The organism is Aliivibrio wodanis, assembly GCF_052920805.1.
This window is the reverse complement of record NZ_JBREXA010000002.1, coordinates 996,583-1,020,289: the sequence shown is the minus strand read 5'-3', so window position 1 is coordinate 1,020,289 and position 23,707 is coordinate 996,583. Positions and strand designations below refer to the sequence as shown.

Annotated in this window: 20 protein-coding genes and 2 pseudogenes; 16 read left to right on the top strand and 6 right to left on the bottom strand. The window is 38.3% G+C overall.

The window, feature by feature from the left end; all coding sequences use genetic code 11:
- Window positions 1-36: 36 nt before the first annotated feature.
- Window positions 37-1,191 carry an amino acid permease gene (locus ACU5DF_RS12550; protein ID WP_446713111.1) on the top strand — a complete coding sequence of 385 codons (1,155 nt, stop codon included), beginning with the start codon at window positions 37-39 and terminating at the stop codon, window positions 1,189-1,191.
- 247 nt (window positions 1,192-1,438) lie between these two features.
- On the top strand, window positions 1,439-2,605 hold the full coding sequence (locus ACU5DF_RS12545; RefSeq protein WP_446713110.1) for an amino acid permease: 1,167 nt from the start codon (window positions 1,439-1,441) through the stop codon (window positions 2,603-2,605).
- A gap of 63 nt (window positions 2,606-2,668) precedes the next feature.
- On the opposite strand, the gene ACU5DF_RS12540 is transcribed toward ACU5DF_RS12545, so the two are convergent.
- From ACU5DF_RS12540 to pabB, 5 genes are all read right to left on the bottom strand, one after another.
- Window positions 2,669-3,217 carry a hypothetical protein gene (locus ACU5DF_RS12540; RefSeq protein WP_045101893.1) on the bottom strand — a complete coding sequence of 183 codons (549 nt, stop codon included), beginning with the start codon at window positions 3,215-3,217 and terminating at the stop codon, window positions 2,669-2,671.
- Window positions 3,218-3,403: 186 nt separating this feature from the next.
- Complete coding sequence (locus ACU5DF_RS12535; protein WP_045101894.1) at window positions 3,404-4,765, bottom strand: L-serine ammonia-lyase; 1,362 nt, start codon at window positions 4,763-4,765, stop codon at window positions 3,404-3,406.
- 97 nt (window positions 4,766-4,862) lie between these two features.
- Complete coding sequence (locus ACU5DF_RS12530) at window positions 4,863-6,113, bottom strand: aromatic amino acid transport family protein (protein ID WP_446713109.1); 1,251 nt, start codon at window positions 6,111-6,113, stop codon at window positions 4,863-4,865.
- Window positions 6,114-6,301: 188 nt separating this feature from the next.
- Entirely contained in the window at window positions 6,302-6,883 is a 582-nt protein-coding gene (locus tag ACU5DF_RS12525; protein WP_446713108.1) for a CoA pyrophosphatase, read from the bottom strand.
- A gap of 15 nt (window positions 6,884-6,898) precedes the next feature.
- Entirely contained in the window at window positions 6,899-8,269 is a 1,371-nt protein-coding gene (gene pabB, locus ACU5DF_RS12520) for an aminodeoxychorismate synthase component I (protein WP_446713107.1), read from the bottom strand.
- 165 nt (window positions 8,270-8,434) lie between these two features.
- On the opposite strand from pabB, the gene ACU5DF_RS12515 reads away from it, so the two are divergent.
- From ACU5DF_RS12515 to ACU5DF_RS12450, 14 genes and pseudogenes are all read left to right on the top strand, one after another.
- Window positions 8,435-9,961 (top strand): fumarate hydratase, encoded by a 1,527-nt coding sequence (locus ACU5DF_RS12515; protein WP_446713106.1) that lies wholly within the window; start codon window positions 8,435-8,437, stop codon window positions 9,959-9,961.
- A gap of 386 nt (window positions 9,962-10,347) precedes the next feature.
- Complete coding sequence (locus ACU5DF_RS12510) at window positions 10,348-11,382, top strand: efflux RND transporter periplasmic adaptor subunit (protein ID WP_446713105.1); 1,035 nt, start codon at window positions 10,348-10,350, stop codon at window positions 11,380-11,382.
- A 2-nt stretch (window positions 11,383-11,384) separates the two neighbouring features.
- Window positions 11,385-12,464, top strand: coding sequence for an efflux RND transporter periplasmic adaptor subunit (locus ACU5DF_RS12505; protein WP_446713104.1), 1,080 nt, complete (start codon window positions 11,385-11,387; stop codon window positions 12,462-12,464).
- Window positions 12,464-15,543: pseudogene (locus tag ACU5DF_RS12500) on the top strand (efflux RND transporter permease subunit). The gene ACU5DF_RS12505 and the pseudogene ACU5DF_RS12500 overlap by 1 nt, the downstream one beginning before the upstream one ends.
- Window positions 15,544-15,649: 106 nt before the next feature.
- Window positions 15,650-16,036: a DUF2750 domain-containing protein gene (locus ACU5DF_RS12495; RefSeq protein ID WP_023603139.1), complete on the top strand. Its 387-nt coding sequence runs from the start codon at window positions 15,650-15,652 to the stop codon at window positions 16,034-16,036.
- Window positions 16,037-16,477: 441 nt separating this feature from the next.
- On the top strand, window positions 16,478-17,689 hold the full coding sequence (locus ACU5DF_RS12490; RefSeq protein ID WP_446713103.1) for a DNA/RNA non-specific endonuclease: 1,212 nt from the start codon (window positions 16,478-16,480) through the stop codon (window positions 17,687-17,689).
- 11 nt (window positions 17,690-17,700) lie between these two features.
- Window positions 17,701-18,174, top strand: coding sequence for an immunity protein YezG family protein (locus tag ACU5DF_RS12485; RefSeq protein WP_446713102.1), 474 nt, complete (start codon window positions 17,701-17,703; stop codon window positions 18,172-18,174).
- Between the two features lie 168 nt (window positions 18,175-18,342).
- Entirely contained in the window at window positions 18,343-18,816 is a 474-nt protein-coding gene (locus ACU5DF_RS12480) for an immunity protein YezG family protein (RefSeq protein ID WP_446713101.1), read from the top strand.
- A gap of 157 nt (window positions 18,817-18,973) precedes the next feature.
- Window positions 18,974-19,447, top strand: coding sequence for an immunity protein YezG family protein (locus tag ACU5DF_RS12475; protein ID WP_446713100.1), 474 nt, complete (start codon window positions 18,974-18,976; stop codon window positions 19,445-19,447).
- Between the two features lie 169 nt (window positions 19,448-19,616).
- Window positions 19,617-20,063, top strand: coding sequence for an immunity protein YezG family protein (locus tag ACU5DF_RS12470; protein ID WP_446713099.1), 447 nt, complete (start codon window positions 19,617-19,619; stop codon window positions 20,061-20,063).
- Window positions 20,064-20,302: 239 nt separating this feature from the next.
- Window positions 20,303-20,776, top strand: a complete 474-nt coding sequence (locus ACU5DF_RS12465) for an immunity protein YezG family protein (RefSeq protein ID WP_446713098.1) — start codon at window positions 20,303-20,305, stop codon at window positions 20,774-20,776.
- Window positions 20,777-21,014: 238 nt separating this feature from the next.
- The gene (locus tag ACU5DF_RS12460) at window positions 21,015-21,494 is read left to right on the top strand and encodes an immunity protein YezG family protein (protein WP_446713097.1); all 480 of its coding nucleotides are present in this window, start codon (window positions 21,015-21,017) and stop codon (window positions 21,492-21,494) included.
- 169 nt (window positions 21,495-21,663) lie between these two features.
- On the top strand, window positions 21,664-22,122 hold the full coding sequence (locus ACU5DF_RS12455) for an immunity protein YezG family protein (protein WP_446713096.1): 459 nt from the start codon (window positions 21,664-21,666) through the stop codon (window positions 22,120-22,122).
- A gap of 75 nt (window positions 22,123-22,197) precedes the next feature.
- Window positions 22,198-22,371 (top strand): annotated as a pseudogene (locus tag ACU5DF_RS12450) (DUF2750 domain-containing protein); the annotation flags it as partial.
- Between the two features lie 47 nt (window positions 22,372-22,418).
- Here ACU5DF_RS12450 and ACU5DF_RS12445 read toward each other — a convergent pair.
- Window positions 22,419-23,609 carry a cystathionine beta-lyase gene (locus ACU5DF_RS12445; protein ID WP_446713095.1) on the bottom strand — a complete coding sequence of 397 codons (1,191 nt, stop codon included), beginning with the start codon at window positions 23,607-23,609 and terminating at the stop codon, window positions 22,419-22,421.
- Between the last annotated feature and the right edge of the window lie 98 nt (window positions 23,610-23,707).

Sequence of the window (23,707 nt, the reverse complement as noted above, 5' to 3'; positions counted from 1 at the left end):
GAAAGTTCAAACTCGAATAAAAACGAAGGAACAATTATGAATTTAAAATTAATCGGCAGCTCTCTTATTATTTCAGGTACTGCACTGGGTGCAGGCATGCTTGCAATTCCTATGGTTTTGGCTCAATTTGGCCTACTGTGGGGAACGGCGTTAATGTTGTTTATTTTTATCGGAACAACTTATGCTGCTTTATTGCTGTTAGAGGCAAGTATTAATGTGGGTGGTGGTTTAGGTATGAACACCATCGCTCGTAAAAGTTTAGGTAAAGGGGGGCAGTTAGTTACTAATGGCTTGCTGTATGCTTTACTTATTTGTCTTCTGATGGCCTACATTTTAGGCGCAGGAGACCTGCTTAATAAATTACTCCGAAATATCGGATTCGATCTAAGTTTAGTGCAAAGCCAAGTTGCATTTACCTTAATTGCAGGGGTGATTGTTGCTTCTGGAACCGCAGTAATTGATAAGATTAACCGTGCTTTATTTGCCATCATGTTATTTATGTTATTGCTGACCCTTGTATTTTTGGTTCCAGGTATCTCATTGGATAATATGACTCAGGTATCTAATTCAAATCCATCAGAACTAATACAGACCAGTGCTATTATCTTTACCAGCTTTGGCTTTATGGTTGTTATTCCTTCATTAGTTTCTTACAACCATGAAGCAACGCCTAAGCAATTGAGAAATATGGTTATTATAGGATCTTCTATCCCTCTAGTTTGTTATTTAATTTGGTTATATGCGGTGGTAGGTAATTTAACCCCAGAGCAAATTACGCATTTCTCGAATGTGTCCGAGCTAATTTCAGTATTTAGTGCTGAGCATTCGTTTATCAATCTTGTGTTATCGAGCTTTACAGGACTTGCATTACTGACTTCTTTCTTAGGAGTGGCAATGGCGCTGTTTACACAAAATGAAGATACGTTTAAGCAAAACAAAGTTGTTACCTATGTGATCAGTTTTATTTTACCACTTGCAGGCGCTATTTTTGCTGCGGACCAATTTTTATCAGTATTAAGCTACGCTGGAATTATTCTAGTTTTCTTAGCGGTATTCATTCCACTCGCTATGGTAATTAAGCTTAGACAAACAGATGGCCAAGCAAAAAGCTATTTAGCTGAAGGAGGAGTGGCAATGCTGATCTTCTCGTTCATCTTCGGTAATTTCTTACTGATCTCACAAGTTATCTAGCTATACCAATGTCACTAATTAGATGATCTATTTATTACGCAGGAAAATCACTTAAGAGTAAGGCGAAAATTCTTATAAGTAGTTATTCTACAATAATAATTTTTAACGCAACTATTGAGTAATTTAACCAGTAATAATGTTCAGATAATTAATGGAATTGGTATTATATAGTGCTCTACTTTTTATGAGTAGAGTACCTCTTTTCTGCTCTTTATGAGCCTCCAATCTATAAAATTAAGAATAAGTAATGAATTTTAAATTATTTGGCAGTGCATTGATCTTATCAGGTACGGCACTTGGCGCTGGAATGCTAGCTATTCCAATGGTATTGGCGCAATTTGGTCTTTTTTACAGCACGTTACTGATGCTTGTTATTTGTGCAGGGACAACATACTCAGCATTATTGTTAACCGAAGCATGCTCTAAAACAGAATTAGCTTTTGGTATAAATACGGTTGCAAATAGAACGCTAGGTAAAGGTGGTCAAATTATCACGAATACCTTATTTTATTTGCTGCTTATTTGTATGTTGATTGCCTATATTTTAGGTGCTGCAGACTTAATTAAGCGTATATTCTCAATGCTTGCTATTGAGATGAGTATAGAAACGGCACAAATTGGCTTCACATTAGTAGCGAGTGTATTTGTCGTTTGTGGTACTCAAATTATCGATAAACTAAATCGTGTTTTGTTTTTGTTTATGATTTCAATGCTTGCGATTACCTTGGTGATATTAGTTCCTGGCATTTCATCAGATAATTTAATGCAGGTAACTAACACTGATACTGGAAGGTTATTCAACACAAGTACTATCTTGTTTACTAGTTTTGCTTCAATGCCGGTGATCCCATCACTTGTTGCTTACAATAAAGAAGCTACAAGTAAACAGCTAAGAAATATGATTATTTTGGGTTCTATCATTCCATTAATTTGTTATTTAGTTTGGCTTTATGCAGTTGTTGGGAATCTAAATGCTGATGAGTTGACTCACTTCTCTAATATTTCAGATCTAATTCAAACCTTTAGTGCAAAGAATGAAAATATTGAAATCATCCTTTCTATCTTTACTTCATTAGCACTATTGACGTCATTTCTTGGTGTGGCAATGGCGCTGTACAATCAAAATAAAGACATGATTTCACACAATAAAGTCGTGACGTATGTATGTACTTTTATTCTTCCACTATTAGGTGCAAGTCTTGCCGCTGACCAGTTTTTGTCAGTATTGGGTTATGCGGGGGTGATCTTAGTATTTCTAGCGATTTTTATTCCATTGGCGATGGTAGTAGCGCTAAGAAAGAAAGACAAAAATACGGCGGAATTATCGATTCATACTTATGAAGCTGAAGGTGGGAAAATTGCATTAGGGCTGACGTTAATCTTTGGTCTTCTGTTATTAATGAGTCAAATTTAATAAATATTGTGTATAAGTTAAAATGGCTGTCAATACGATAGCCATTTTATATACAGTTTGATTCTAATGTACTTTAACAATATTAAAGCGGCCCATTTTTTTCAAAATTGGTAAGAATTCTTTGTTTACTTCAAGCATAACTTTTTTGGCTTTACTGTAAGCACTTAATTTATCATTCCCATTTCCATGAGAGAATAAACGACTTTTAGGCTTATACTCGCCATCAACTAACTCTTTCCATCGAACGATATAATAATCAGTGGTACGAACTTCCCCTGAAAGTAAGGTGCGTTTTTTTGTGATGATATCTGGTTCTAGACTGTGTGGTAGACGTTCGAATAAGCTAGGGTAGTTGAGTACCATACTCCAACAAGTACCCCATAATTCTTTACCAACTTTATTGCGTTGCTTAATTGCCTCTTTCAAGGCCTTTTCTCTGCCTTCTTTTAAACAACCGACAGAGCGGTTATACATGCCATCATCTGGTGTATGAATATGGATTTTAACGCAATTAAATGAATGAGAAATAAAGCGATGATTACTTTCCATCCCTGTCCATTCTGCTCTTAACTTTTGTGCTCTTGGAGAAAGCGTATGTTTTTTCTTATTCATAATAGAAATATACTAATTATTTGCATAAAGGTATTATTACAGCAACTGAGTCATTTGTTAATAGCAAAGGTGTTTTATTCACCAATTTATTAACTAATTTGAGTATAGAAGAAGTTTGATAGGAGTGATAGAAAATAAAAAGGGCGCTACATATGCGCCCTTACTGTTTAATAAAGTTTATGTTTCTTAACAAACAACTTTAATTGCTAGACCACCTTGAGAGGTTTCACGGTATTTAGCGTTCATGTCTTTACCTGTTTCAAGCATAGTCTCAATTACTTTATCAAGAGAAACGCGAGGGGCAGACGAACGACGAAGTGCCATACGAGTTGCGTTAATTGCTTTAACAGCAGCAATACCATTGCGCTCGATACAAGGAACTTGTACTTGGCCTGCAACAGGATCACAAGTTAAACCAAGGTTATGCTCCATTCCAATTTCTGCAGCCATACAAACTTGCTCAGGACTTCCGCCCATTAATTCAGCAAGACCTGCCGCAGCCATAGAACAGGCAACACCGACTTCACCTTGACAGCCTACTTCAGCACCAGAGATTGAAGCGTTTTGCTTGTAAAGACCACCAATTGCGCCTGAAGCTGCAAAGTAACGGATGTAATCTTTCTCTGTAACTGTTTGAATGAATTTATCGTAGTAAGCTAAAACAGCAGGAATAATGCCACATGCGCCATTTGTTGGAGCAGTAACTACACGACCACCAGCTGCGTTTTCTTCATTTACAGCGAATGCGTACATGTTTACCCAATCAACAACTTCCATTGGATCTTTAGATGTCTTTTCAGAAGTGAGTAGTTGTTGGCGAAGTGCAGCTGCGCGGCGAGGTACACGTAGAGGCCCAGGAAGGATACCTTCAGTGTTCATGCCTTTTTCCATACAGTCACGCATGGTTTTCCAGATTTTAGCAAAGTAAGTACGAACGTCATCCTCTGCAAGAATAGCGTGTTCGTTTTTCATCACTAATGTACTAATAGATAAACCATTCTCTTTACATAAGTTAACTAGCTCTTCTGCTGTGTTAAATGCGTAAGGAACTTGGATTGATGATTCAACTTCTTTACCGAAGTGCTCTTCATCAACAATAAAACCACCACCGATAGAGTAGTATGTTTTAGAGTAAACCACCTCACCATCAATCCACGCATGGATCTGCATACCATTTTCGTGAAGTGAAAGATTAGATGTGTGGAAGTTCATTCCACCTTCTTTTGGAAATTCAACCGTATGGCAGTGCATGCCCACAGGTAAGCGCTCTGTTTCTTCAACACGAGCGATGAAGCCCGGAATAGAGTCAATATCTACGTGTTCTGGCGTGTTACCTGCCAGACCCATAATGATAGCGATATCAGTATGGTGACCTTTCCCTGTCAGTGATAATGAACCGTAAACATCAACAGTGATTTTAGTGATATCACGTAGTTTGCCCATGCCACGTAAATCGTCGATAAACTCTTTACCTGCTTTCATTGGACCAACGGTGTGAGAGCTAGAAGGACCAACTCCGATTTTGTAGATATCAAAAACACTAATCATGTTATTACCTCGAATAAGCCCCCAAAAAGAGGGGGCTTTATTATCATTATTATTAACTTCGTATAGCTAAACCTTACAAGGTTTTATAAAGTCTTTATTAAAGAGCGCCGTAGATTACAGAAGTAATCGCTGCAACACCACATAATGCTGTGAAGATTTGCACAGGTGCTGAAGTTTTGTACTTAGCCATAGCTGGTACTTTACGCATTGCGAATACAGGCATTATGAATAGGATTGCAGCAATCATTGGCGCACCCATTGTTTCAATCATGCCCAAGATGCTTGGGTTAACAATAGAAACGATCCAAGTAGTAACAACGATGAAGATAAGAGAGAACTTTTCAAGCTTAGCAATCGGAGCGTTAGAGCGAGACTTAGCAAGGCCAACAAGACCTTCGTGAGCACCAAGGAAGTGACCGAAGTAGCTTGAAGTAATAGCAGCAAAAGCAACGATAGGACCCATGATAGAAATCAGTGGAGATTCATGAACGTTAGCTAAGTAAGAAAGAACAGAGATGTTTTCAGCTTGTGCTTGTGCTAGTTGCTCTGGAGATAGAGAAAGAACTACAGAGAAAACAAAGAACATAACAAAGCTCATCAGCATCATAGCCGCACCGCCAGTGATCATGTCAGTTTTAGCAACTGCATCTTCACCGTATACGCGACGTTGTTCTTTAGAGAATTGGCTGATAACTGGGCTATGGTTGAAAGAGAAAACAATGATAGGGATTGCTAGCCAAACAATTGAAGGCATAGAGCTCCAATCAGGGCTAACTGAAACCATTGAAGTATTCCAACCTGGGATTAGGTAGATAGACAATGCCATTAGGATGAATACAAGTGGGTAAACCATTGCAGAAGTTGCTTTCAGCATAAGTTCTTTACCAAATACAACACCACATGTCATCAGAGTGATAAGAACACCTGAAAGTAACCAGCGTGGAATTGATTCCATACCTAGTTGGTTAACCATGAAAGAGTCTACCGTGTTTGTAATACCAACACCGTAAATAAGTACAATTGGGTAAATCGCGAAAAAGTAGGCAAAAGTGATAAGGTTCGCGCCAGTTTTACCAAAATGTTCTTCTACAGTATCAGTGATATCTGCATTAGGATTTTTAGCTGATAGTACAAAGCGAGCTAAACTTTTGTGTGCAAACCAAGTCATTGGTGCAGCGATTAATGCAAGGATAACTAGAGGCCAAAAACCGCCAGCGCCAGCTTTAATTGGAAGGAATAAAACACCAGCACCTACCGCAGTACCGAAAAGAGAAAGACACCAAGTGAAATCTTTATAAGTCCACTTTGCTTTTTTTGCACCTATTGATGCAGTATTTGTTGTTTGCATAATAATTATACTCTTAATTTTTAGAACAGGAATTTTGGGAACGGCGCTATTGTCGTTATTTTGACGAGAAAAACTTTGACCCAGATCGGATAATGAAAAAAGAGGAAGCGAGATCGAAAAATAATTGATAATGATCACAATAGATGTGACTTTGATATTAGTAAAACTTATCAATAATGCTAATTTTTTTAAGTTGAAATGTAATTCATGGAATGAATGATTTCGGCAGTCATCCCCCATATCAATTTTTTATCAAATGGAATTAAAATTAGATCATACGTGTGCTTTTTGTTAAATACGTGGTGTTTAAAGGTGTTATTAGGGTTAATTAGATGATTGATCGGTGCTTCAAATGTGCTACTAACCTCACCGTAATCGATTGCGGTGGTATAATTTTCATCTATGAGTGCCACGATAGGGGTTACTTTATAGCCCGAAACTGTTGATATATTGTTAAGTTTTGCTAATGGTTTGATCTGCGATGGAAGGATCCCTATTTCTTCATTTGTTTCACGAATAGCAGTATGAATTAGGGATAAATCAGAGGGCTCAACCTTACCTCCTGGGAAGCAAATTTGACTTGGATGATGACGTAAATGTGACGCTCTTTGAGTAAGAATTAAATGTAAACCCGACGGTCTTTGAACAATAGGAACAAGAACCGCCGCAGGTTTAAAATTGCTATTTTGGAAGCGAGGATGAGAGAGTAATTCTTTGCTATAAGAATTCGGCTGATGTAAGAGAAGTTGAGAGATCAAATGCGTATCCATAAGCCGGATCCTTAATTATAAAATAGGTAATATTTTGCTCAATTTATGCAGCGTCTCTTCATATTCTAGTTCAACTTCACTATCAGCAACAATTCCACCACCAGCAGATGCGTATAAAGTATCTTGATAAGCAATTAACGTTCGTATAGTTATGCTAGTGTCCATGGTTCCACATCGGCTGAGGTAACCAATGCTGCCACAATATAAATTACGACGGTGTGGCTCTAATTCTTCAATAATTTCCATTGCTCGAATTTTTGGTGCACCAGTGATAGAGCCACCAGGAAAGGAAGCTTTTAATAGGTCACTTGAAGAAAATTCAGTTTTTAATTCGCCAGTGATAGTACTAACAAGGTGATGTACCGCAGGAAAAGACTCAATATCGAATAATTTAGGCACTTTAACCGAGCCGGGTTTAGCGACTCGACCGATATCATTACGTAATAAATCAACAATCATCAGGTTTTCAGAGCGATCTTTGGGGCTGTTACGTAAAGTTTCAGCTTCTTTTATATCAAGTTCACCGTCTAATGAGCGAGGGCGTGTCCCTTTAATCGGCTTAGTTTCAATTTGTTTGTCTTTTACTTGTAAAAATCGTTCCGGTGAGACAGAAAGGATAGCTACTTCTGGTGTCCTAATAAATGCAGAGAAAGGAGCGCCATTATGACTTGCCAGTTTTTGGTAGGCAAGCCATTCAGAACCGTGATATTGAGCGTGAAAACGTTGAGCTAAATTAATTTGATAACAATCACCAGAGTGAAGATACTCTTGAACTACTGTAAATTTTGCAGCGTATTCTGATTGAGTCATATTTGATTGCCATTCAGTTTGTAAAGAAAAAGACTCTTTTTTTTCTTTTATAGCGACAAATTGCTGTAACCAATAAAGGCGATCAGCACCTTCAGGTTGAACCAAAGTAAGTGTAGCGGCTTTATGATCTGCGATTAGTGCCCAATCGTAAATACCAACAGCCATATCCGCGGTTGAAATATCCTGCTCAGCAATATTAGGAATAGATTCCACTCGGCGACCCAAGTCATAACTGAAGTAACCTAATGCTCCACCAATAAAAGGGAGATCTTTTATTGAATTGCAATGAGGAGTCAAGCGCTCTTGATAATGAGAAAGTAGCTGAAAAGGGCATGCCTCACTGGTGACAGGTTGTTTACCTATCACATTAATACGAGTCACATTATGATGAGTTTGTAATGTAGCTATAGGGTCTGCGACTAAAATATCATAACGATTATCAATGTGGTCCTGAGCGGATGAATGAAGCAGCATCGCCCAAGGTTGGTTTTCTATAGCAGAAAATAAATCAATCACGGAATTCGATTGATAATCAAGTAGGGAGAGATGTAACTTTGTGTCTAATTGATTGTTCATTTTGAGTTTTATAACCAGAATGTGATGAGCAACGATAGCCTTGAATGGAGAGCAAGAGTATCATACTGCGAGTTCTAATAGATAATAATAGATGGCGATTACTCACGTCATAATATAAAAAACACACTTCACACCGCTATGGAAGCATATATATAAGAGGGTCTAATGATGACTGTTGGTAAAGAAACTATCATCCGTAATGAAGATGTGATCAGCTCAGTTGCTGATGCACTGCAATATATTTCTTACTATCATCCACTTGATTTCGTTCAAGCACTAGAAAAAGCATATAACAGAGAACAAAGCCAAGCAGCTAAAGATGCTATTGCTCAAATTTTAATTAATTCACGTATGTCAGCAGAAGGACGTCGTCCTATTTGTCAAGATACGGGGATTGTTACTTGTTTTGTTAACATCGGTATGAACGTTCGCTGGGAAGGGGATATGACTGTCCAGCAAATGATAGATGAAGGTACACGACAGGCGTATCTTAATCCAGATAATCCACTGCGTGCCTCAATATTGTCCGATCCTGCAGGCAAGCGTATTAACACTAAAGACAACACGCCATCGGTTGTGCACATTAACATGGTGCCAGGTAATAAAGTGGAAATTCAAATCGCAGCTAAAGGCGGCGGTTCTGAAAACAAAACTAAAATGGTGATGTTAAATCCATCAGATGATATTGCTGAGTGGGTAGAAAAAACCTTACCATTAATGGGCGCAGGTTGGTGTCCGCCAGGTATGCTTGGAATAGGCATTGGTGGAACAGCAGAAAAAGCAGCCGTATTAGCGAAAGAATCATTAATGGGCCATATTGATATTCAAGAATTGATTGACCGTGGGCCAGAGAATGCAGAAGAAGAACTGCGTCTTGATATCTTTAACCGAGTAAATAAACTGGGCATTGGTGCACAAGGCCTTGGTGGTTTAACAACGGTTGTTGATGTAAAAATTAAATCTGCACCGACTCATGCAGCCTCTAAACCTGTTTGTATGATCCCTAACTGTGCAGCAACACGCCACGTTCATTTCACCCTTGATGGTTCAGGTCCTGCGGACTTACAGCCGCCAAAATTAGAAGAATGGCCAGATATTACTTGGGAAGCCGGTGCAAATACTCGCCGTGTGAATCTTGATGAACTGACCAAAGCTGACGTACAAGAATGGCGAACTGGTGAAACGGTTCTATTAACCGGTAAGATTTTAACCGGTCGTGATGCTGCTCATAAACGCCTACAAAGCATGATTGAAAGTGGTGAAGGTTTACCAGAAGGTGTCGACTTTAATGGCAAGTTCATTTATTACGTTGGTCCTGTTGATGCCGTCGGTGATGAAGCGGTAGGTCCTGCTGGTCCAACGACATCAACACGTATGGATAAGTTTACTGACATGATGTTAGAAACGGGTCTAATGGGAATGATAGGTAAAGCAGAGCGTGGCCCTGCAACCGTTGCTTCTATTAAAGCCAAAAAAGCGGTGTACTTAATGGCTGTTGGTGGTGCTGCGTACCTTGTATCTAAAGCGATTAAAAAAGCACGCGTTGTTGCTTTTGAAGAGCTTGGAATGGAAGCCATCTATGAATTTGATGTTGAAGACATGCCTGTAACGGTAGCGGTAGATTCAACGGGAGCGAATGCTCACCAAATTGGTCCAGATACATGGAAGGTCAAAATCGCTGAAATGGAATAAATCTGTAAATAATTAAATTTATTCTATAATTTTAAGAAGCACTCAGTAAAATGAGTGCTTTTTTTATATTTGTGTCTTTAATGTAAATGAATTGAGTGTAGTATAGTTTGGTATGAGTAAGTGTTTGATATTTAGTATGGAGGTAGGATAGGAGCAGAATAACAATGGATGCTTAATTCAACCTGAAAGCCATTTAATAGAGAACCATATTTTGAACTATGTGATCAAGGTGATTAAATTGTATTGATGAATACTAATAAGCTAGTAATCATAAAAAAGAATTAAATCCAGAATTTTAATAACTAAATCTCATATATTAGTTGGATGAAAAGAAAGAAATCAGCAATAATTCTTTCTATATCAATAATTTCAATAAGGAACAGTATATGTTCAAGAAAACGGCCATTGCAGTAGTTCTGGGCTCCGTTTTATTAGCGGGGTGTGATAAACAAGCCCCTGTGATAGCAGAGCCTGAATCTCGCCCAGCTAAAATAATGACAGTTTCTGTTGGCAATAATGAAACATCTCGACTATTCCCAGCACAAGCGGAAGCGGGAGACAAGGCAGTATTAGCCTTTAGAGTTCCAGGACAACTAAATACACTTGATGTGCATGCAGGACAGCAGGTATCAAAAGGGGAGTTATTAGCATCGATTAACCCTGATGAATATCGTTTAATTCAAAAGCAAGCCCAAGCGCAATATCAATTAATAGACGTGCAATATCAGCGAGTGAAAAAACTACGTAAAGATAAAGTCGTTTCAGAGCAAGATTACGATACTGCGGTAGCTAACCGTAAAACAGCGAAAGCGACATTAGATCAAGCAACCGCAAATTTAAGTTATAGCAAACTTATCGCGCCTTATGATGGCACTATCTCTTTACTACCAGCCGAAAACTTTGAATACGTAAACGCAAAACAATCGATCATGCATATTCAAACCAATGATCTATTTTTTGTGGTATTCCAACTTCCTGATTATCTATTACAACGATTCAGCTTTACAGAAGTTGTCGCTACCGTCTCTTTTGATTCGTTCCCTAATGTTAATTTCCCTTTAGAATTTGAAGAAATTGATACAGAAGCCGACAGTAAAACATCGAGCTATACTGTTAAAATGAGTATGGCTAGACCCACTGATTTAGGTATTCTTCCTGGCATGTCAGGTCAGGTTAAAGTTACTATTCCAAGTGGCGAGAATGAAAAGCTACCTCTATCAGCTATTGAGTATGAAGGCGAAGCCGCCTATGTATGGCGAGTTGGCGAAAATGGCGTAATTGAAAAAGTTGAAGTGAAATTGAGTGAAAAACGTCAAGTGCTTTCAGGCTTAAACGATGCAGAACGAATTGTTATTTCGGGTATCGCTAGTTTAGAAGAAGGCATGAAAGTGCGTAAATGGGTTAAGGAAAGAGGATTGTAAGCATGAAAAAGTTAATGACGCTTTCTTTAATATCCACCGCTTTGATACTCAGTGGTTGTACACCAGCCCCTGTTGATGTGGTGATTGAGCTGCCAAAAGTCGAAATTAAAACCATAGATTCAGGGTTAGTTGGTGATAAGTTATACCTGCCAGCAGTTGCAACGGCAGCCGATCGTTCTCATTTAAGCTTTCGCCTTTCAGGTGAGATCACTAACCTTAATGTTAAAGCCGGTGAAACGGTGAAAAAAGGCCAAGTGTTAGCCGTGTTAGATAAAACAGATTACAACATCAATGTTGATAATGCACGAGCACGATATAACGTAGCAAACAGTCAATATCGACGCTCAAAACCGTTAGTTGATAAAGGCTTGCTTGCAAAATCCCAATTTGATGAGTTAGCTGCACAGCGTCAAATTGCCTTAGCAGATTTAGAGTTGGCGAAACTTCGTCTAAGTTTTACTGAATTAAAAGCACCGATAGATGGAATTATCTCACGGGTTAGTGTTGAGCAATTTGAGAACATTCAAGTAGGGCAACAGATCGTAAATATTCATAATCGTAATGCAGTGGATATTATTGTTCAAGTTCCGGATAAATTGTATTCAAAGCAGCCAAACAGTGGCGTTGTCGAAAAGATAAACGCGACCGTTCGTTTGGATAATGGATCGTCTTATGAGGCAAAAGTAAAAGAATACACTACAGAGCCTGATCCTGATTCAGGAGCATACCTTGTTACTTTGACAATGCCGATGCCTGAAGATCAATTTATTTTAGATGGAATGGCGGTAGAAGTCACAACCCAACAAAGTGCATTGAATGAATCAAGTCAGTTTGGAATGATCATTCCTATTGAAGCTGTTTTCAATGAAGATGGTGATGCGCTTGATAAAGACGAAAAATACGTTTGGGTAATAGATCCCGACAGTAAAGTAAGAAAACAAAAAGTAGTGACCACAAAAGCTTCCTCGTTTGGATTACGAGTCGTTGATGGTATTTCAAAAGGCGATCGTATTGTAATTGCGGGCGTCTCTCGTTTACGTGATGGTATCGAAGTGAATATTATCAATAAGGAGGAGAAATAATGAGTCAAGAAAAAGGAATCGCAGCTTACTTTATTAATAATAAAGTGGTTAGTTGGATGTTGGCTTTGATCTTCATGATTGGTGGTACATCGGCATTTTTTGGTCTTGGACGTTTAGAAGATCCGGCTTTTACCATTAAAGATGCCATGGTGGTAACTAATTATCCGGGGGCAACGCCAGAGCAAGTTGAAGAAGAGGTCACTTACCCATTAGAGAAAGCCATTCAGCAGCTTACCTATGTTGATGAAGTGAATTCAATTTCTAGTCGAGGTTTGTCGCAAATTACCGTCACCATGAAAAACAACTATGGGCCGGATGATTTACCACAAATTTGGGATGAATTACGTCGTAAAGTGAATGACTTAAAGCGCCAATTACCACCAGGAGTTGGAGAGCCTACTGTTATTGATGATTTTGGTGATGTATATGGGGTACTTCTTGCTGTTACGGGAGAAGGATATTCATATAAAGAATTACTGGATTATGTTGATTATTTACGACGTGAACTCGAATTGGTTGATGGCGTAAGTAAGGTCTCTGTTTCTGGCGTTCAGCAAGAGCAAGTCTTTATTGAAGCCTCTTTGAAACGCATGACAAGCTTAGGCATTTCACCGCAAACACTTTATAGTCTACTGTCAAATCAAAATACCGTATCTAATGCTGGTGCTGTGAAAATCGGTTCAGAGTTTATTCAAATTCATCCAACTGGTGAGTTTGAAGACGTTTCACAGCTTGGTGACTTGATCATCACAGAAGGCGGTGCTCAAGGTTTAATCTACTTAAAAGATATTGCTGAAGTAAAACGAGGTTATGTTGAAGTACCAAGTAATTTGGTTAACTTTAATGGTAACTTTGCACTGAACATGGGCGTTTCTTTTAGTGCAGGTGTTAACGTTGTTGAGATCGGTAAACAAGTTGACCAACGTATGCTAGAGCTGCGAGATCAACAACCGATTGGCATTGATATTTCTGAAATATACAGCCAGCCAAAAGAAGTCGATAAATCGGTGAGTGGTTTTGTGGTCAGCCTTGCTCAAGCGGTTGCCATTGTTATCATCGTATTGCTTTTCTTTATGGGTGTTCGCTCTGGTCTACTTATTGGGTTAATCCTATTAGTGACAGTGTGTGGTACGTTCGTGTTCATGAAGTACTTTGCGATAGATCTGCAACGTATCTCGTTAGGTGCATTAGTTATCGCATTAGGGATGTTGGTTGATAACGCCATTGTGGTGGTAGAAGGTATTCTTATCGGTATGCAAAAAGGCCGAACGAGACTGCAAGCTGCGACCGATATCGTCACGCAAACTAAATGGCCACTACTTGGCGCAACCGTTATTGCTGTAACTGCCTTTGCTCCGATTGGTTTATCGGATGATGCAACGGGTGAATATTGTGGAACGTTATTTACCGTTCTATTGATCTCATTAATGTTGAGTTGGTTCACTGCAATCTCTCTTACGCCATTCTTTGCGTCTCTGTTCTTTAAAGAAACAGTACAAAAAGAAGGTGAAAAGCAAGAAGAAAAAGATCCATACAACGGAATGATCTTTGTTATTTATAAGCGATTCCTTGAGTTTTGTATGCGCTACTCAGTGGTAACCATGATTATTTTGGTTATTGCACTTGGCGGCAGCATGTATGGCTTTACCAAGGTTAAACAGTCGTTCTTCCCATCATCGACAACCCCAATTTTCTTGGTAGATGTATGGATGCCAGAAGGAACCGATATTCGCTCAACTAATGACACACTTAAAGAATTAGAAGAGTGGATTTTAGAGCAGGAACATATTGATCACGTAACCACAACAGCAGGTAAAGGCTTGCAACGATTCATGCTGACCTATGCACCAGAGAAGAGCTATGCTGCATATGGTGAGATAATGACACGTGTTGATGATTACACCGCTTTACCTTCATTAATGGCTAAATTCCGTCAACATATAGAAGCCAACTATCCACAAATCCAATACAAATTAAAGCAAATTGAATTGGGGCCAGGTGGTGGTGCCAAAGTTGAAGCGCGAATTGTGGGTGCTGATCCAACCATTTTACGTGACTTAGCTGCACAAGTAATTGAAGTGATGCATAACGATCCGGGTGCAACCAACGTTCGTCATGATTGGCGTGAGCGTACTAAAGTACTGGAGCCTCAATTTAATGAAAGTCAGGCACGTCGTTACGGTATTTCAAAAACAGATGTCAATGAACTGCTTGAAATGGCGTTCTCTGGTAAAGCGATTGGTGTTTACCGTGATGGTACAACTCTAATGCCAATTGTGACTCGTTTACCTGAAAGTGAACGTGTTGATATCAGCACCATTGAAGGGATGAAGATTTGGAGCCCTGCATTATCACAATACATTCCATTACAACAAGTGGTATTGGGCTACGATGTGATTTGGGAAGATCCACTGATTGTGCGTAAAAACCGTAAACGTATGTTAACCGTAATGGCAGACCCAGATATTCTAGGTGAAGAAACGGCGGCGACACTGCAAAAGCGCTTACAACCACAAATAGAGAAAATCGATTTCCCTACAGGCTACAGCTTAGAATGGGGCGGTGAATATGAATCGTCACGTGATGCTCAAGCGTCGTTATTCCAAACTATGCCAATGGGCTATCTGTTCATGTTCTTAGTGACTGTGTTCTTGTTCAATAGCGTGAAAGAGTCGGTGATTGTTTGGTTAACAGTGCCATTGGCACTCATTGGTGTAACTAGCGGTTTACTCTTACTTAATACGCCATTTGGCTTTATGGCATTGCTTGGCTTCTTGAGTTTAAGTGGCATGCTGTTGAAAAACGGCATCGTACTTCTTGTGATCAAATTGAGATAGAAATACATTCAGGCAAAGAACCATACCATGCGGTGGTTGATGCGGCATTGAGTCGTGTTCGTCCAGTATGTATGGCGGCGATAACAACCATCTTAGGTATGATCCCGCTACTACCAGATACCTTTTTCAAACCAATGGCAGTAACCATTATGTTTGGTTTAGGATTTGCGACAATACTAACCCTTATCGTGGTTCCCGTGCTCTATCGCATGTTCCATAAAATTAAAGTAGTCGAATATTAATCAAAGATTGCTATAAACTCTAATTGAAGCTCACATTGTCATACGCAGTGTGGGCTTTTTTTGGTATTATGCACGGGAAAGTCTTTCCCACTGATAGGAATTGGTAATGAGCCAACTAGATCAACAAGCAATGGACAAAATCGTAAATTCTCATGAAGAAGAGCGTTTTACTTACTTTATGAAAGAAGTTGTCGCTAATCGTGAAATTTGGATTTTGACTGATGAACACGGTTGTGTGATGTTGAATACCGAAGAAGAAGATTGCGTTCCTGTATGGCCAAATAAAGAGTTTGCAGAAGCATGGGCAACAGGCGAATGGGATGTATGTAAAGCTGAGTCTATTTCATTAAACAAATGGCACAGCCGTTGGACTACTGGTTTAGAAGATGATGAATTAGCGGTTGTTGTATTCCCAAATCAAAACGAAGAAGGGCAAGTCCTTTTCCCTGACGAATTTGATTTTGAACTAACAAAGCAAGAAAGAAAGCGTTAATAACATTCAAAATTAGGCTGTTTTTGTCAGCAGAAATAGCCTTCATATCTTATCCAAATAATTCTCTCTTCTAAAACATATTGAGCTATTCAATTATGTCGCCTAAGTATTGCAAAGAACTCAACCAATTCACAAAATAAATGTCATCGTCTGTCAATGTAGGGGAGGAATGACACGCCAGAAACTGTTATGGCGTCAGTTAAAATGTGGATTTTATCGATTATTCTAACAAGCTAGGATGGCCAGTTATTTACTACTATTGGTATAACTTCGCTTAAAACGAGCGTAAAGGCGGTTGCGTGGCTGCACGTGAGAATAAGGATACTCTGAACTAAGATCTACTTTTTCTTCATTTAGGTATTATCACTAGTCTTTCAGTTAATTTGATTTTCAAAACTTTGATACGATTTATTCACGTTAAATTATGAATGAAATATATTGATGCACTATCAAATTAAAACCTTATTTCAGATAAAATATGAGGATATCCCTAAGGTTGTTCACCCTTATTTATTAAGATCGTATTATCAAAAAACGAGACTGATGAGTCGTTTAGATGATTATGACATTTTACTTGTAGAGCAGCTACCGTTTCACGACGGAGTTTTAGACCCTTCAGGTAATATTAGATATGATGTGGATTTTATCTTACGTGGTCATTTTAATTATCTCATTAAGCAGCACCAGTTAGGAGAGAATAAAGTACGTCAAGTAGGCGGCGCTTATCGTCCAGTGGAAGAGCCACCTAAGCCAGCTAAAACAGAAAAAGAGCAAGCTGACACCAAAGAAAATAGAAAGCGAGATGCATATCAAGCAATGGTTGCCCCTCAAGGTGGAAACCCGAGCTATGGTAACGATGAACGTTTTGTCGAAGGTTATGTAAAACATTCAGAAAATCGTGATTTGTCTGGAGTATTATCGCTAACACCAGCAGCGAGTGTTGTAGATGGTATTAATGCTGGAAAAGAGTTTGTTGCTAATCCATCGTTAGCAACAGCGGCAATGGTAGCTGCTGCTGCTATCCCGGGTAAATGGGTAGATAAAGCCATTGATGCAGTACCAATAAAGAGAATCCTTGAGAAATCAAAGAAAAAGAAAAAGATTGTCAAACCTGTTGTTAAAGAAAAGGCAGGGATAAAAGATAATTGGAATGAGACATTAAATAACCCTAAGCCCAATACGATTTATGAAGTTGAGTGTATACATAATGGAAAGAAAGCGATGTATACCTATGAAACTGATGGATTAGGTCGGACAATAAGTGTTAAAGGAAAGCTAGAGTTATCATCGTTAAAACATAAAGAGCGTAATAAAGTACATCGAGATGGTAATGGACAGATAAAAAATGGTGGAGCCATAGCAAGAAGTGAAGGAAAGAGTGAAGCGTATGATGGGGGACACGCTGTCGCTGCAGTCTTTATGGGGCCAGCTGAAAAAATTAACATTGTTCCACAACTAAAATCACTGAACCGTGGTAAAGGTAGTAAATGGACGAATATGGAAAGGAAGTGGAAATCAAGTTTAAAAGATAACCAGTCAGTCGATGTGGAAATCAAGTTCGCTTACGATGGTGATAGCAAGGTGCCAAGTACGATACTTGGTGAATATACAATAGGGATAGAAACACCGAAAGAATTTATATTTTCAAATTAGGAATTAATTATATGTTTAATCATGAAAGTGATATTTACCAACACATTGGGCAGTCAATGTTTAATGCATTACCAGAAGAATGGGATAGTGCGTATTTTTATTTAATGATGCTTAGTGAAAAAAGAGATTGTGTGTATGAGCAAGGTTATTTTATAAATGGTGTGAGTTGTAACTTCTCTACAAATAAAATAGATGGTGAGTATGAAGATGCTAAGTGCGCAGATGCATTCTTTTCGCTCTATAAGTTAATGAAAAAAGATGAGTCTGATATTCCTTGGAACAAAGCACGTTTTGAATTAAAGCCTGATGGCAGCTTTGATATGAAATTTAAATACGATGAAGACTTTGCGTGGTTTCAAGGCCTTGACCTTGGAAAAAAACAAGAATCTGATTTATTTGATGCTCTCTTAGATTCAGGGGTTGATGACATTATTAATTCGTGGGAAGGCCTCCCGGAAGATTTTGACCGCTATTGGTTAAAATAATTGAACGAAACCCTGTATCGTCAATGCCAAAAGGTTGCTATCAAGCGGCCTTTTTAGTGCGTCTAGCATGGTGATAGCAAGGTGCCAAGTACGATATTTGGTGAATATAAAATAGGTATAGAAACACCGGAAGAGTTTAGATTCCCTAATTAGATGAGTAGGTTCGTTATGTTTGAGAATGAAATAAATATTTATCACCACATTGGGCAATCAATGTTTAATGCATTACCAGAAGAATGGGATAGTGCGTATTTCTATTTTAGAATGCTTGGTGAAAATGGGGATTGTACGTATAAACAATGGTATCTTATTGATAATAAAGTTAATGCATTTAGCGTAAATGAAATAGATGATGAGTATGAAGATGCTAAGTGCGCAGATGCATTCTTTTCGCTCTATAAGTTAATGAAAAAAGATGAGTCTAATATTCCTTGGAACAAAGCACGTTTTGAATTAAAGCCTGATGGCAGCTTTGATATGAAATTTAAATACGATGAAGACTTTGCGTGGTTTCAAGACCTTGACCTTGGAAAAAAACAAGAGTCTGATTTATTTGATGCTCTCTTAGATTCAGGGGTTGATGACATTATTAATTCGTGGGAAGGCCTCCCGGAAGATTTTGACCGCTATTGGTTAAAATAATTGAACGATAGCCCTGTGTCGCCAATGCCAAAAGGTCGCTATCAAGCGGCTTTTTTAGTGCGTCTAGCATGGTGCCAAGTGAATACTTGGTAAATATAAAATAGGGATAGAAACACCGGAAGCGTTTATATTTTCTAATTAGATTAGTAGGTTCGTTATGTTTGAGAATGAAATAAATATTTATCATCACATTGGGCAATCAATGTTTAATGCATTACCAGAAGAATGGGATAGTGCTTATTTTTATTTCACTATGCTTAGTGAAAAAAGGGCTTGTGAGTATGAGCAAGGTTATTTTATAAATGGCGTGAATTGTGACTTCTCTACAAATGAAATAGATGGTGAGTATGAAGATGCTAAGTGCGCAGATGCATTCTTTTCGCTCTATAAGTTAATGAAAAAAGATGAGTCTGATATTCCTTGGAACAAAGCACGTTTTGAATTAAAGCCTGATGGCAGCTTTGATATGAAATTTAAATACGATGAAGACTTTGCGTTCTATAAAGGCCTTGACCTTGGAAAAAAACAAGAATCTGATTTATTTGATGCTCTCTTAGATTCAGGGATTGGTACCATTATTAAATCGTGGGAAGGCCTCCCAGAAGATTTTGACCGCTATTGGTTAAAATAATTTAACGATAGCCCTGTATCGCCAATGCCAAAAGGTTGCTATCAAGCGGCCTTTTTAGTGCGTCTGGCATAGTGATAGCAAGGTGCCAAGTACGATACTTGGTGAATATAAAATAGGTATAGAAACACCGGAAGCGTTTATATTTTCTAATTAGATGAGTAGGTTCGTTATGTTTGAGAATGAAATAAATATTTATCATCACATTGGGCAATCAATGTTTAATGTATTACCAGACAAATGGGATAGGGCTTATTTTATTTTCAAAATGCTTGAAGTTGATAATGCTGCTCTATCTGAACAGTTTTATATGAAAGGTAATGATTTTTTTGGTTTTGATGTTGATGAAGATGAATACTCTGAAACATTTGAAGCTTTCGATTGTTTATTTAAAATGATGCAAACTAATGATTTGGATACTCCTTGGAACAAAGCACGTTTTGAATTAAAGCCTGATGGCAGCTTTGATATGAAATTTAAATACGATGAAGACTTTGCGTGGTTGGTTGCGGTTGATCATTATTCTGATGCGTATGAGCGTTTGAGTGCAAATGATATGAACCTGATCAAATCGTGGGATGGCGTGCCGGAAGTTTATGACCGCTATTGGTTAAAATAATTTAACGATAGCCCTGTATCGCCAATGCGATGAATATTCCGTAACACTATCAAATTTAAGTATTATTTCAGGTAACATTAAATATGATGTAGATTTTACTTTACGTGGTTAAGGTAGTGGAAATCAAGTTCGCTTACGATGGTGATAGCAAGGTGCCAAGTACGATATTCGGTAAATATTAAATAGGTATAGAAACACCGGAAGCGTTTATGTTTTCTAATTAGATTAGTAGGTCCGTTATGTTTGAGAATGAAATAAATATTTATCATCACATTGGGCAATCAATGTTTAATGCATTACCAGAAGAATGGGATAGTGCGTATTTTTATTTAATGATGCTTAGTGAAAAAAGAGATTGTGTTTATGAGGAAGGCTATTTTATGAATGGTGTGAATTGTGATTTCAATACAAATAAAATAGATGGTGAGTATGAAGATGCTAAGTGCGCAGATGCATTCTTTTCGCTCTATAAGTTAATGAAAAAAGATGAGTCTGATATTCCTTGGAACAAAGCACGTTTTGAATTAAAGCCTGATGGCAGCTTTGATATGAAATTTAAATACGATGAAAACTTTGCGTGGTTTCAAGACCTTGACCTTGGAAAAAAACAAGAATCTGATTTATTTGATGCTCTCTTAGATTCAGGGGTTGATGACATTATTAATTCGTGGGAAGGCCTCCCGGAAGGTTTTGACCGCTATTGGTTAAAATAATTGAACGAAATCCTGTATCGCCAATGCGATGAATATTCCGTAACACTATCAAATTTAAGCATTATTTCAGGTAACATTAGATATGATGTAGATTTTACCTTACGCGGTCAAGGTAGTGGAAATCAAGTTCGCTTACGATGGTGATAGCAAGGTGCCAAGAACGATATTTGGTAAATATAAAATAGGTATAGAAACACCGGAAGCGTTTATATTTTCTAATTAGATGAGTAGGTTCGTTATGTTTGAGAATGAAATAAATATTTATCACCACATTGGGCAATCAATGTTTAATGCATTACCAGAAGAATGGGATAGTGCGTATTTCTATTTTAGAATGCTTAATGAAAGAGGAGATTGTACGTACATAAATGGGTATTTATTGCATGATAACTCGTTTGATTTTGATTTTGATGTGGATGAGATTGATGGTGAGTATGAAGATGCTAAGTGCGCAGATGCATTCTTTTCGCTCTATAAGTTAATGAAAAAAGATGAGTCTGATATTCCTTGGAACAAAGCACGTTTTGAATTAAAGCCTGATGGCAGCTTTGATATGAAATTTAAATACGATGAAGACTTTGCGTTCTATAAAGGCCTTGACCTTGGAAAAAAACAAGAATCTGATTTATTTGATGCTCTCTTAGATTCAGGGATTGTTACCATTATTAAATCGTGGGAAGGCCTCCCAGAAGATTTTGACCGCTATTGGTTAAAATAATTTAACGATAGCCCTGTATCGCCAATGCCAAAAGGTTGCTATCAAGCGGCCTTTTTAGTGCGTCTGGCATAGTGATAGCAAGGTGACAAGTACGATATTTGGTGAATATAAAATAGGTATAGAAAAACCGGAAGTGTTTAGATTCCCTAATTAGATTAGTAGGTTCGTTATGTTTGAGAATGAAATAAATATTTATCATCACATTGGGCAATCAATGTTTAATGCATTGCCAGAAAAATGGGATAGTGCATTTTTTTATTTTAGAATGCTTAATGAAAGAGGAGATTGTACGTACATAAATAAGTATTTATTACATGATAACTCGTTTGACTTTGATGTGAATCAGATTGATGAGGAATATGAAAATGCTAAGTGTGCAGAAGCATTCAGAGCACTCTATAAGTTAATGAAAAAAGATGAGTCTGATATTCCTTGGAACAAAGCACGTTTTGAATTAAAGCCTGATGGCAGCTTTGATATGAAATTTAAATACGATGAAGACTTTGCGTGGTTGGTTGCGGTTGATCATTATTCTGATGCGTATGAGCGTTTGAGTGCAAATGATATGAACCTGATCAAATCGTGGGAAGGCCTCCCGGAAGATTTTGACCGCTATTGGTTAAAATAATTTAACGATACCCCTCGCCAATTCCAAAGAAAGTAGAAAGCGAGATGCATATCAAGCAATGGTTACACTATACAAAAATGTAAAGCTGAGTCTATTTCATTAAACAAATGGCATAGCCGTTGGACGACTGGTCTTGAAGATGATGAATTAGCGGTTGTTGTATTCCCAAATCAAAACGAAGAAGGGCAAGCCCTTTTTCCCGACGAATTTGATTTTGAATTAACAAACGACTATGGTGTCAATAACTAAATGTTAGCGTGGTTTTATCCCACATGACACCATCTCTTATCATTGAATTAAGCAGATAACATCTCTTGATATCGAGCTAAACCTTGATCTAAATCTTCAATCAAATCATCCACATCTTCCAAGCCAATATGAACTCGGACTAATGTGCCTTCAAACTGAGGATGAGCAACCGTTCTTAACGCATTAAAGCTTTTTGGTTCATTAGCTAGGATCAAACTTTCAAATCCGCCCCAAGAATAGCCCATACTAAAATGACTCATGCCATCAAGTAGGGCGGTTGTTGCTTTGGTGTCAGACTGTTTTAGAACAAAAGAGAACAAGCCATTACAGCCTTTAAAATCACGCTGATAAAACTCGTGACCCGGACAGCTTTCAAGGGCAGGGTGACGAACGTGATCAACAAGTGGATGTTCAGCTAACCAATTCGCTACTTTAAGGCTGCTTGCTTCATGTTGTTTTAGACGAACGCCCATAGTACGCAAACCACGCATAGCAAGATAAGCATCATCAGGTGAAATGCATTGGCCCATTAAATAGCTTTGTTCACGCAATTGATCCCAATGTTTTTCATTTGCTACTGCTGTACCTAGCATCACATCAGAGTGACCGACAATGTATTTAGTTGCGGCTTGAATAGAGATATCAACACCATGGTCAAAAGGTGAGAGATTCACACCTGCGGCCCACGTATTATCAAGCATGACGACAATATCGGACTCATGCGCGATACGAGCAAGAAGCGGAACGTCTTGCACTTCCATCGTGATAGAACAAGGGGATTCAGTGAATAGCACCGTGGTATTTGGTTTGATTAGATCACGAATGCCTTCGCCAATCATTGGATCGTAGTAGGTGGTTTCAATACCCATTTTCTTCAAGATGGTGTCACAGTAATCACGAGTCGGCTCGTAACAGCCATCAACCATTAGAATATGATCGCCCGTTTTTACAAAACACAAAATCGCATTCGCAATCGCAGCGGTACCACAAGGGTATAGTGCACAGCCTGTGCCACCCTCTAATTCAACCATAGCATCTTGCAGGGCAAAGTGGGTTTCAGTACCACGACGACCATAAAATAGAGTCTGTTTTGCGCGGTTAATCATTGCGTGTGTTTTTTCAGCAACAGTATTAAAAACTACGGTAGAGGCACGTTGAACGGGTGGATTTACCACGCCTTTTGTCCATTTTTTACTGCGACCAGCGGTAACGTATTTGGTATCTAATTTGTCTGACATCTGAATCCATTCAATAATAAGTAATTAATAACTCCATAAAGCCAAAGTGAAGACGAAATATCAAGGATTAAAACGAATTCTTATCGAATAAATTTTTA

Excerpts from the sequence above, each read along its gene's own strand:
- ACU5DF_RS12550 (WP_446713111.1), top strand. The coding sequence starts at position 37 with ATGAATTTAAAATTAATCGGCAGCTCTCTTATTATTTCAGGTACTGCA.
- ACU5DF_RS12545 (WP_446713110.1), top strand. The coding sequence starts at position 1,439 with ATGAATTTTAAATTATTTGGCAGTGCATTGATCTTATCAGGTACGGCA.
- ACU5DF_RS12540 (WP_045101893.1), bottom strand. The coding sequence starts at position 3,217 with ATGAATAAGAAAAAACATACGCTTTCTCCAAGAGCACAAAAGTTAAGA.
- ACU5DF_RS12535 (WP_045101894.1), bottom strand. The coding sequence starts at position 4,765 with ATGATTAGTGTTTTTGATATCTACAAAATCGGAGTTGGTCCTTCTAGC.
- ACU5DF_RS12530 (WP_446713109.1), bottom strand. The coding sequence starts at position 6,113 with ATGCAAACAACAAATACTGCATCAATAGGTGCAAAAAAAGCAAAGTGG.
- ACU5DF_RS12525 (WP_446713108.1), bottom strand. The coding sequence starts at position 6,883 with ATGGATACGCATTTGATCTCTCAACTTCTCTTACATCAGCCGAATTCT.
- pabB (WP_446713107.1), bottom strand. The coding sequence starts at position 8,269 with ATGAACAATCAATTAGACACAAAGTTACATCTCTCCCTACTTGATTAT.
- ACU5DF_RS12515 (WP_446713106.1), top strand. The coding sequence starts at position 8,435 with ATGATGACTGTTGGTAAAGAAACTATCATCCGTAATGAAGATGTGATC.
- ACU5DF_RS12510 (WP_446713105.1), top strand. The coding sequence starts at position 10,348 with ATGTTCAAGAAAACGGCCATTGCAGTAGTTCTGGGCTCCGTTTTATTA.
- ACU5DF_RS12505 (WP_446713104.1), top strand. The coding sequence starts at position 11,385 with ATGAAAAAGTTAATGACGCTTTCTTTAATATCCACCGCTTTGATACTC.
- ACU5DF_RS12495 (WP_023603139.1), top strand. The coding sequence starts at position 15,650 with ATGAGCCAACTAGATCAACAAGCAATGGACAAAATCGTAAATTCTCAT.
- ACU5DF_RS12490 (WP_446713103.1), top strand. The coding sequence starts at position 16,478 with ATGCACTATCAAATTAAAACCTTATTTCAGATAAAATATGAGGATATC.
- ACU5DF_RS12485 (WP_446713102.1), top strand. The coding sequence starts at position 17,701 with ATGTTTAATCATGAAAGTGATATTTACCAACACATTGGGCAGTCAATG.
- ACU5DF_RS12480 (WP_446713101.1), top strand. The coding sequence starts at position 18,343 with ATGTTTGAGAATGAAATAAATATTTATCACCACATTGGGCAATCAATG.
- ACU5DF_RS12475 (WP_446713100.1), top strand. The coding sequence starts at position 18,974 with ATGTTTGAGAATGAAATAAATATTTATCATCACATTGGGCAATCAATG.
- ACU5DF_RS12470 (WP_446713099.1), top strand. The coding sequence starts at position 19,617 with ATGTTTGAGAATGAAATAAATATTTATCATCACATTGGGCAATCAATG.
- ACU5DF_RS12465 (WP_446713098.1), top strand. The coding sequence starts at position 20,303 with ATGTTTGAGAATGAAATAAATATTTATCATCACATTGGGCAATCAATG.
- ACU5DF_RS12460 (WP_446713097.1), top strand. The coding sequence starts at position 21,015 with ATGTTTGAGAATGAAATAAATATTTATCACCACATTGGGCAATCAATG.
- ACU5DF_RS12455 (WP_446713096.1), top strand. The coding sequence starts at position 21,664 with ATGTTTGAGAATGAAATAAATATTTATCATCACATTGGGCAATCAATG.
- ACU5DF_RS12445 (WP_446713095.1), bottom strand. The coding sequence starts at position 23,609 with ATGTCAGACAAATTAGATACCAAATACGTTACCGCTGGTCGCAGTAAA.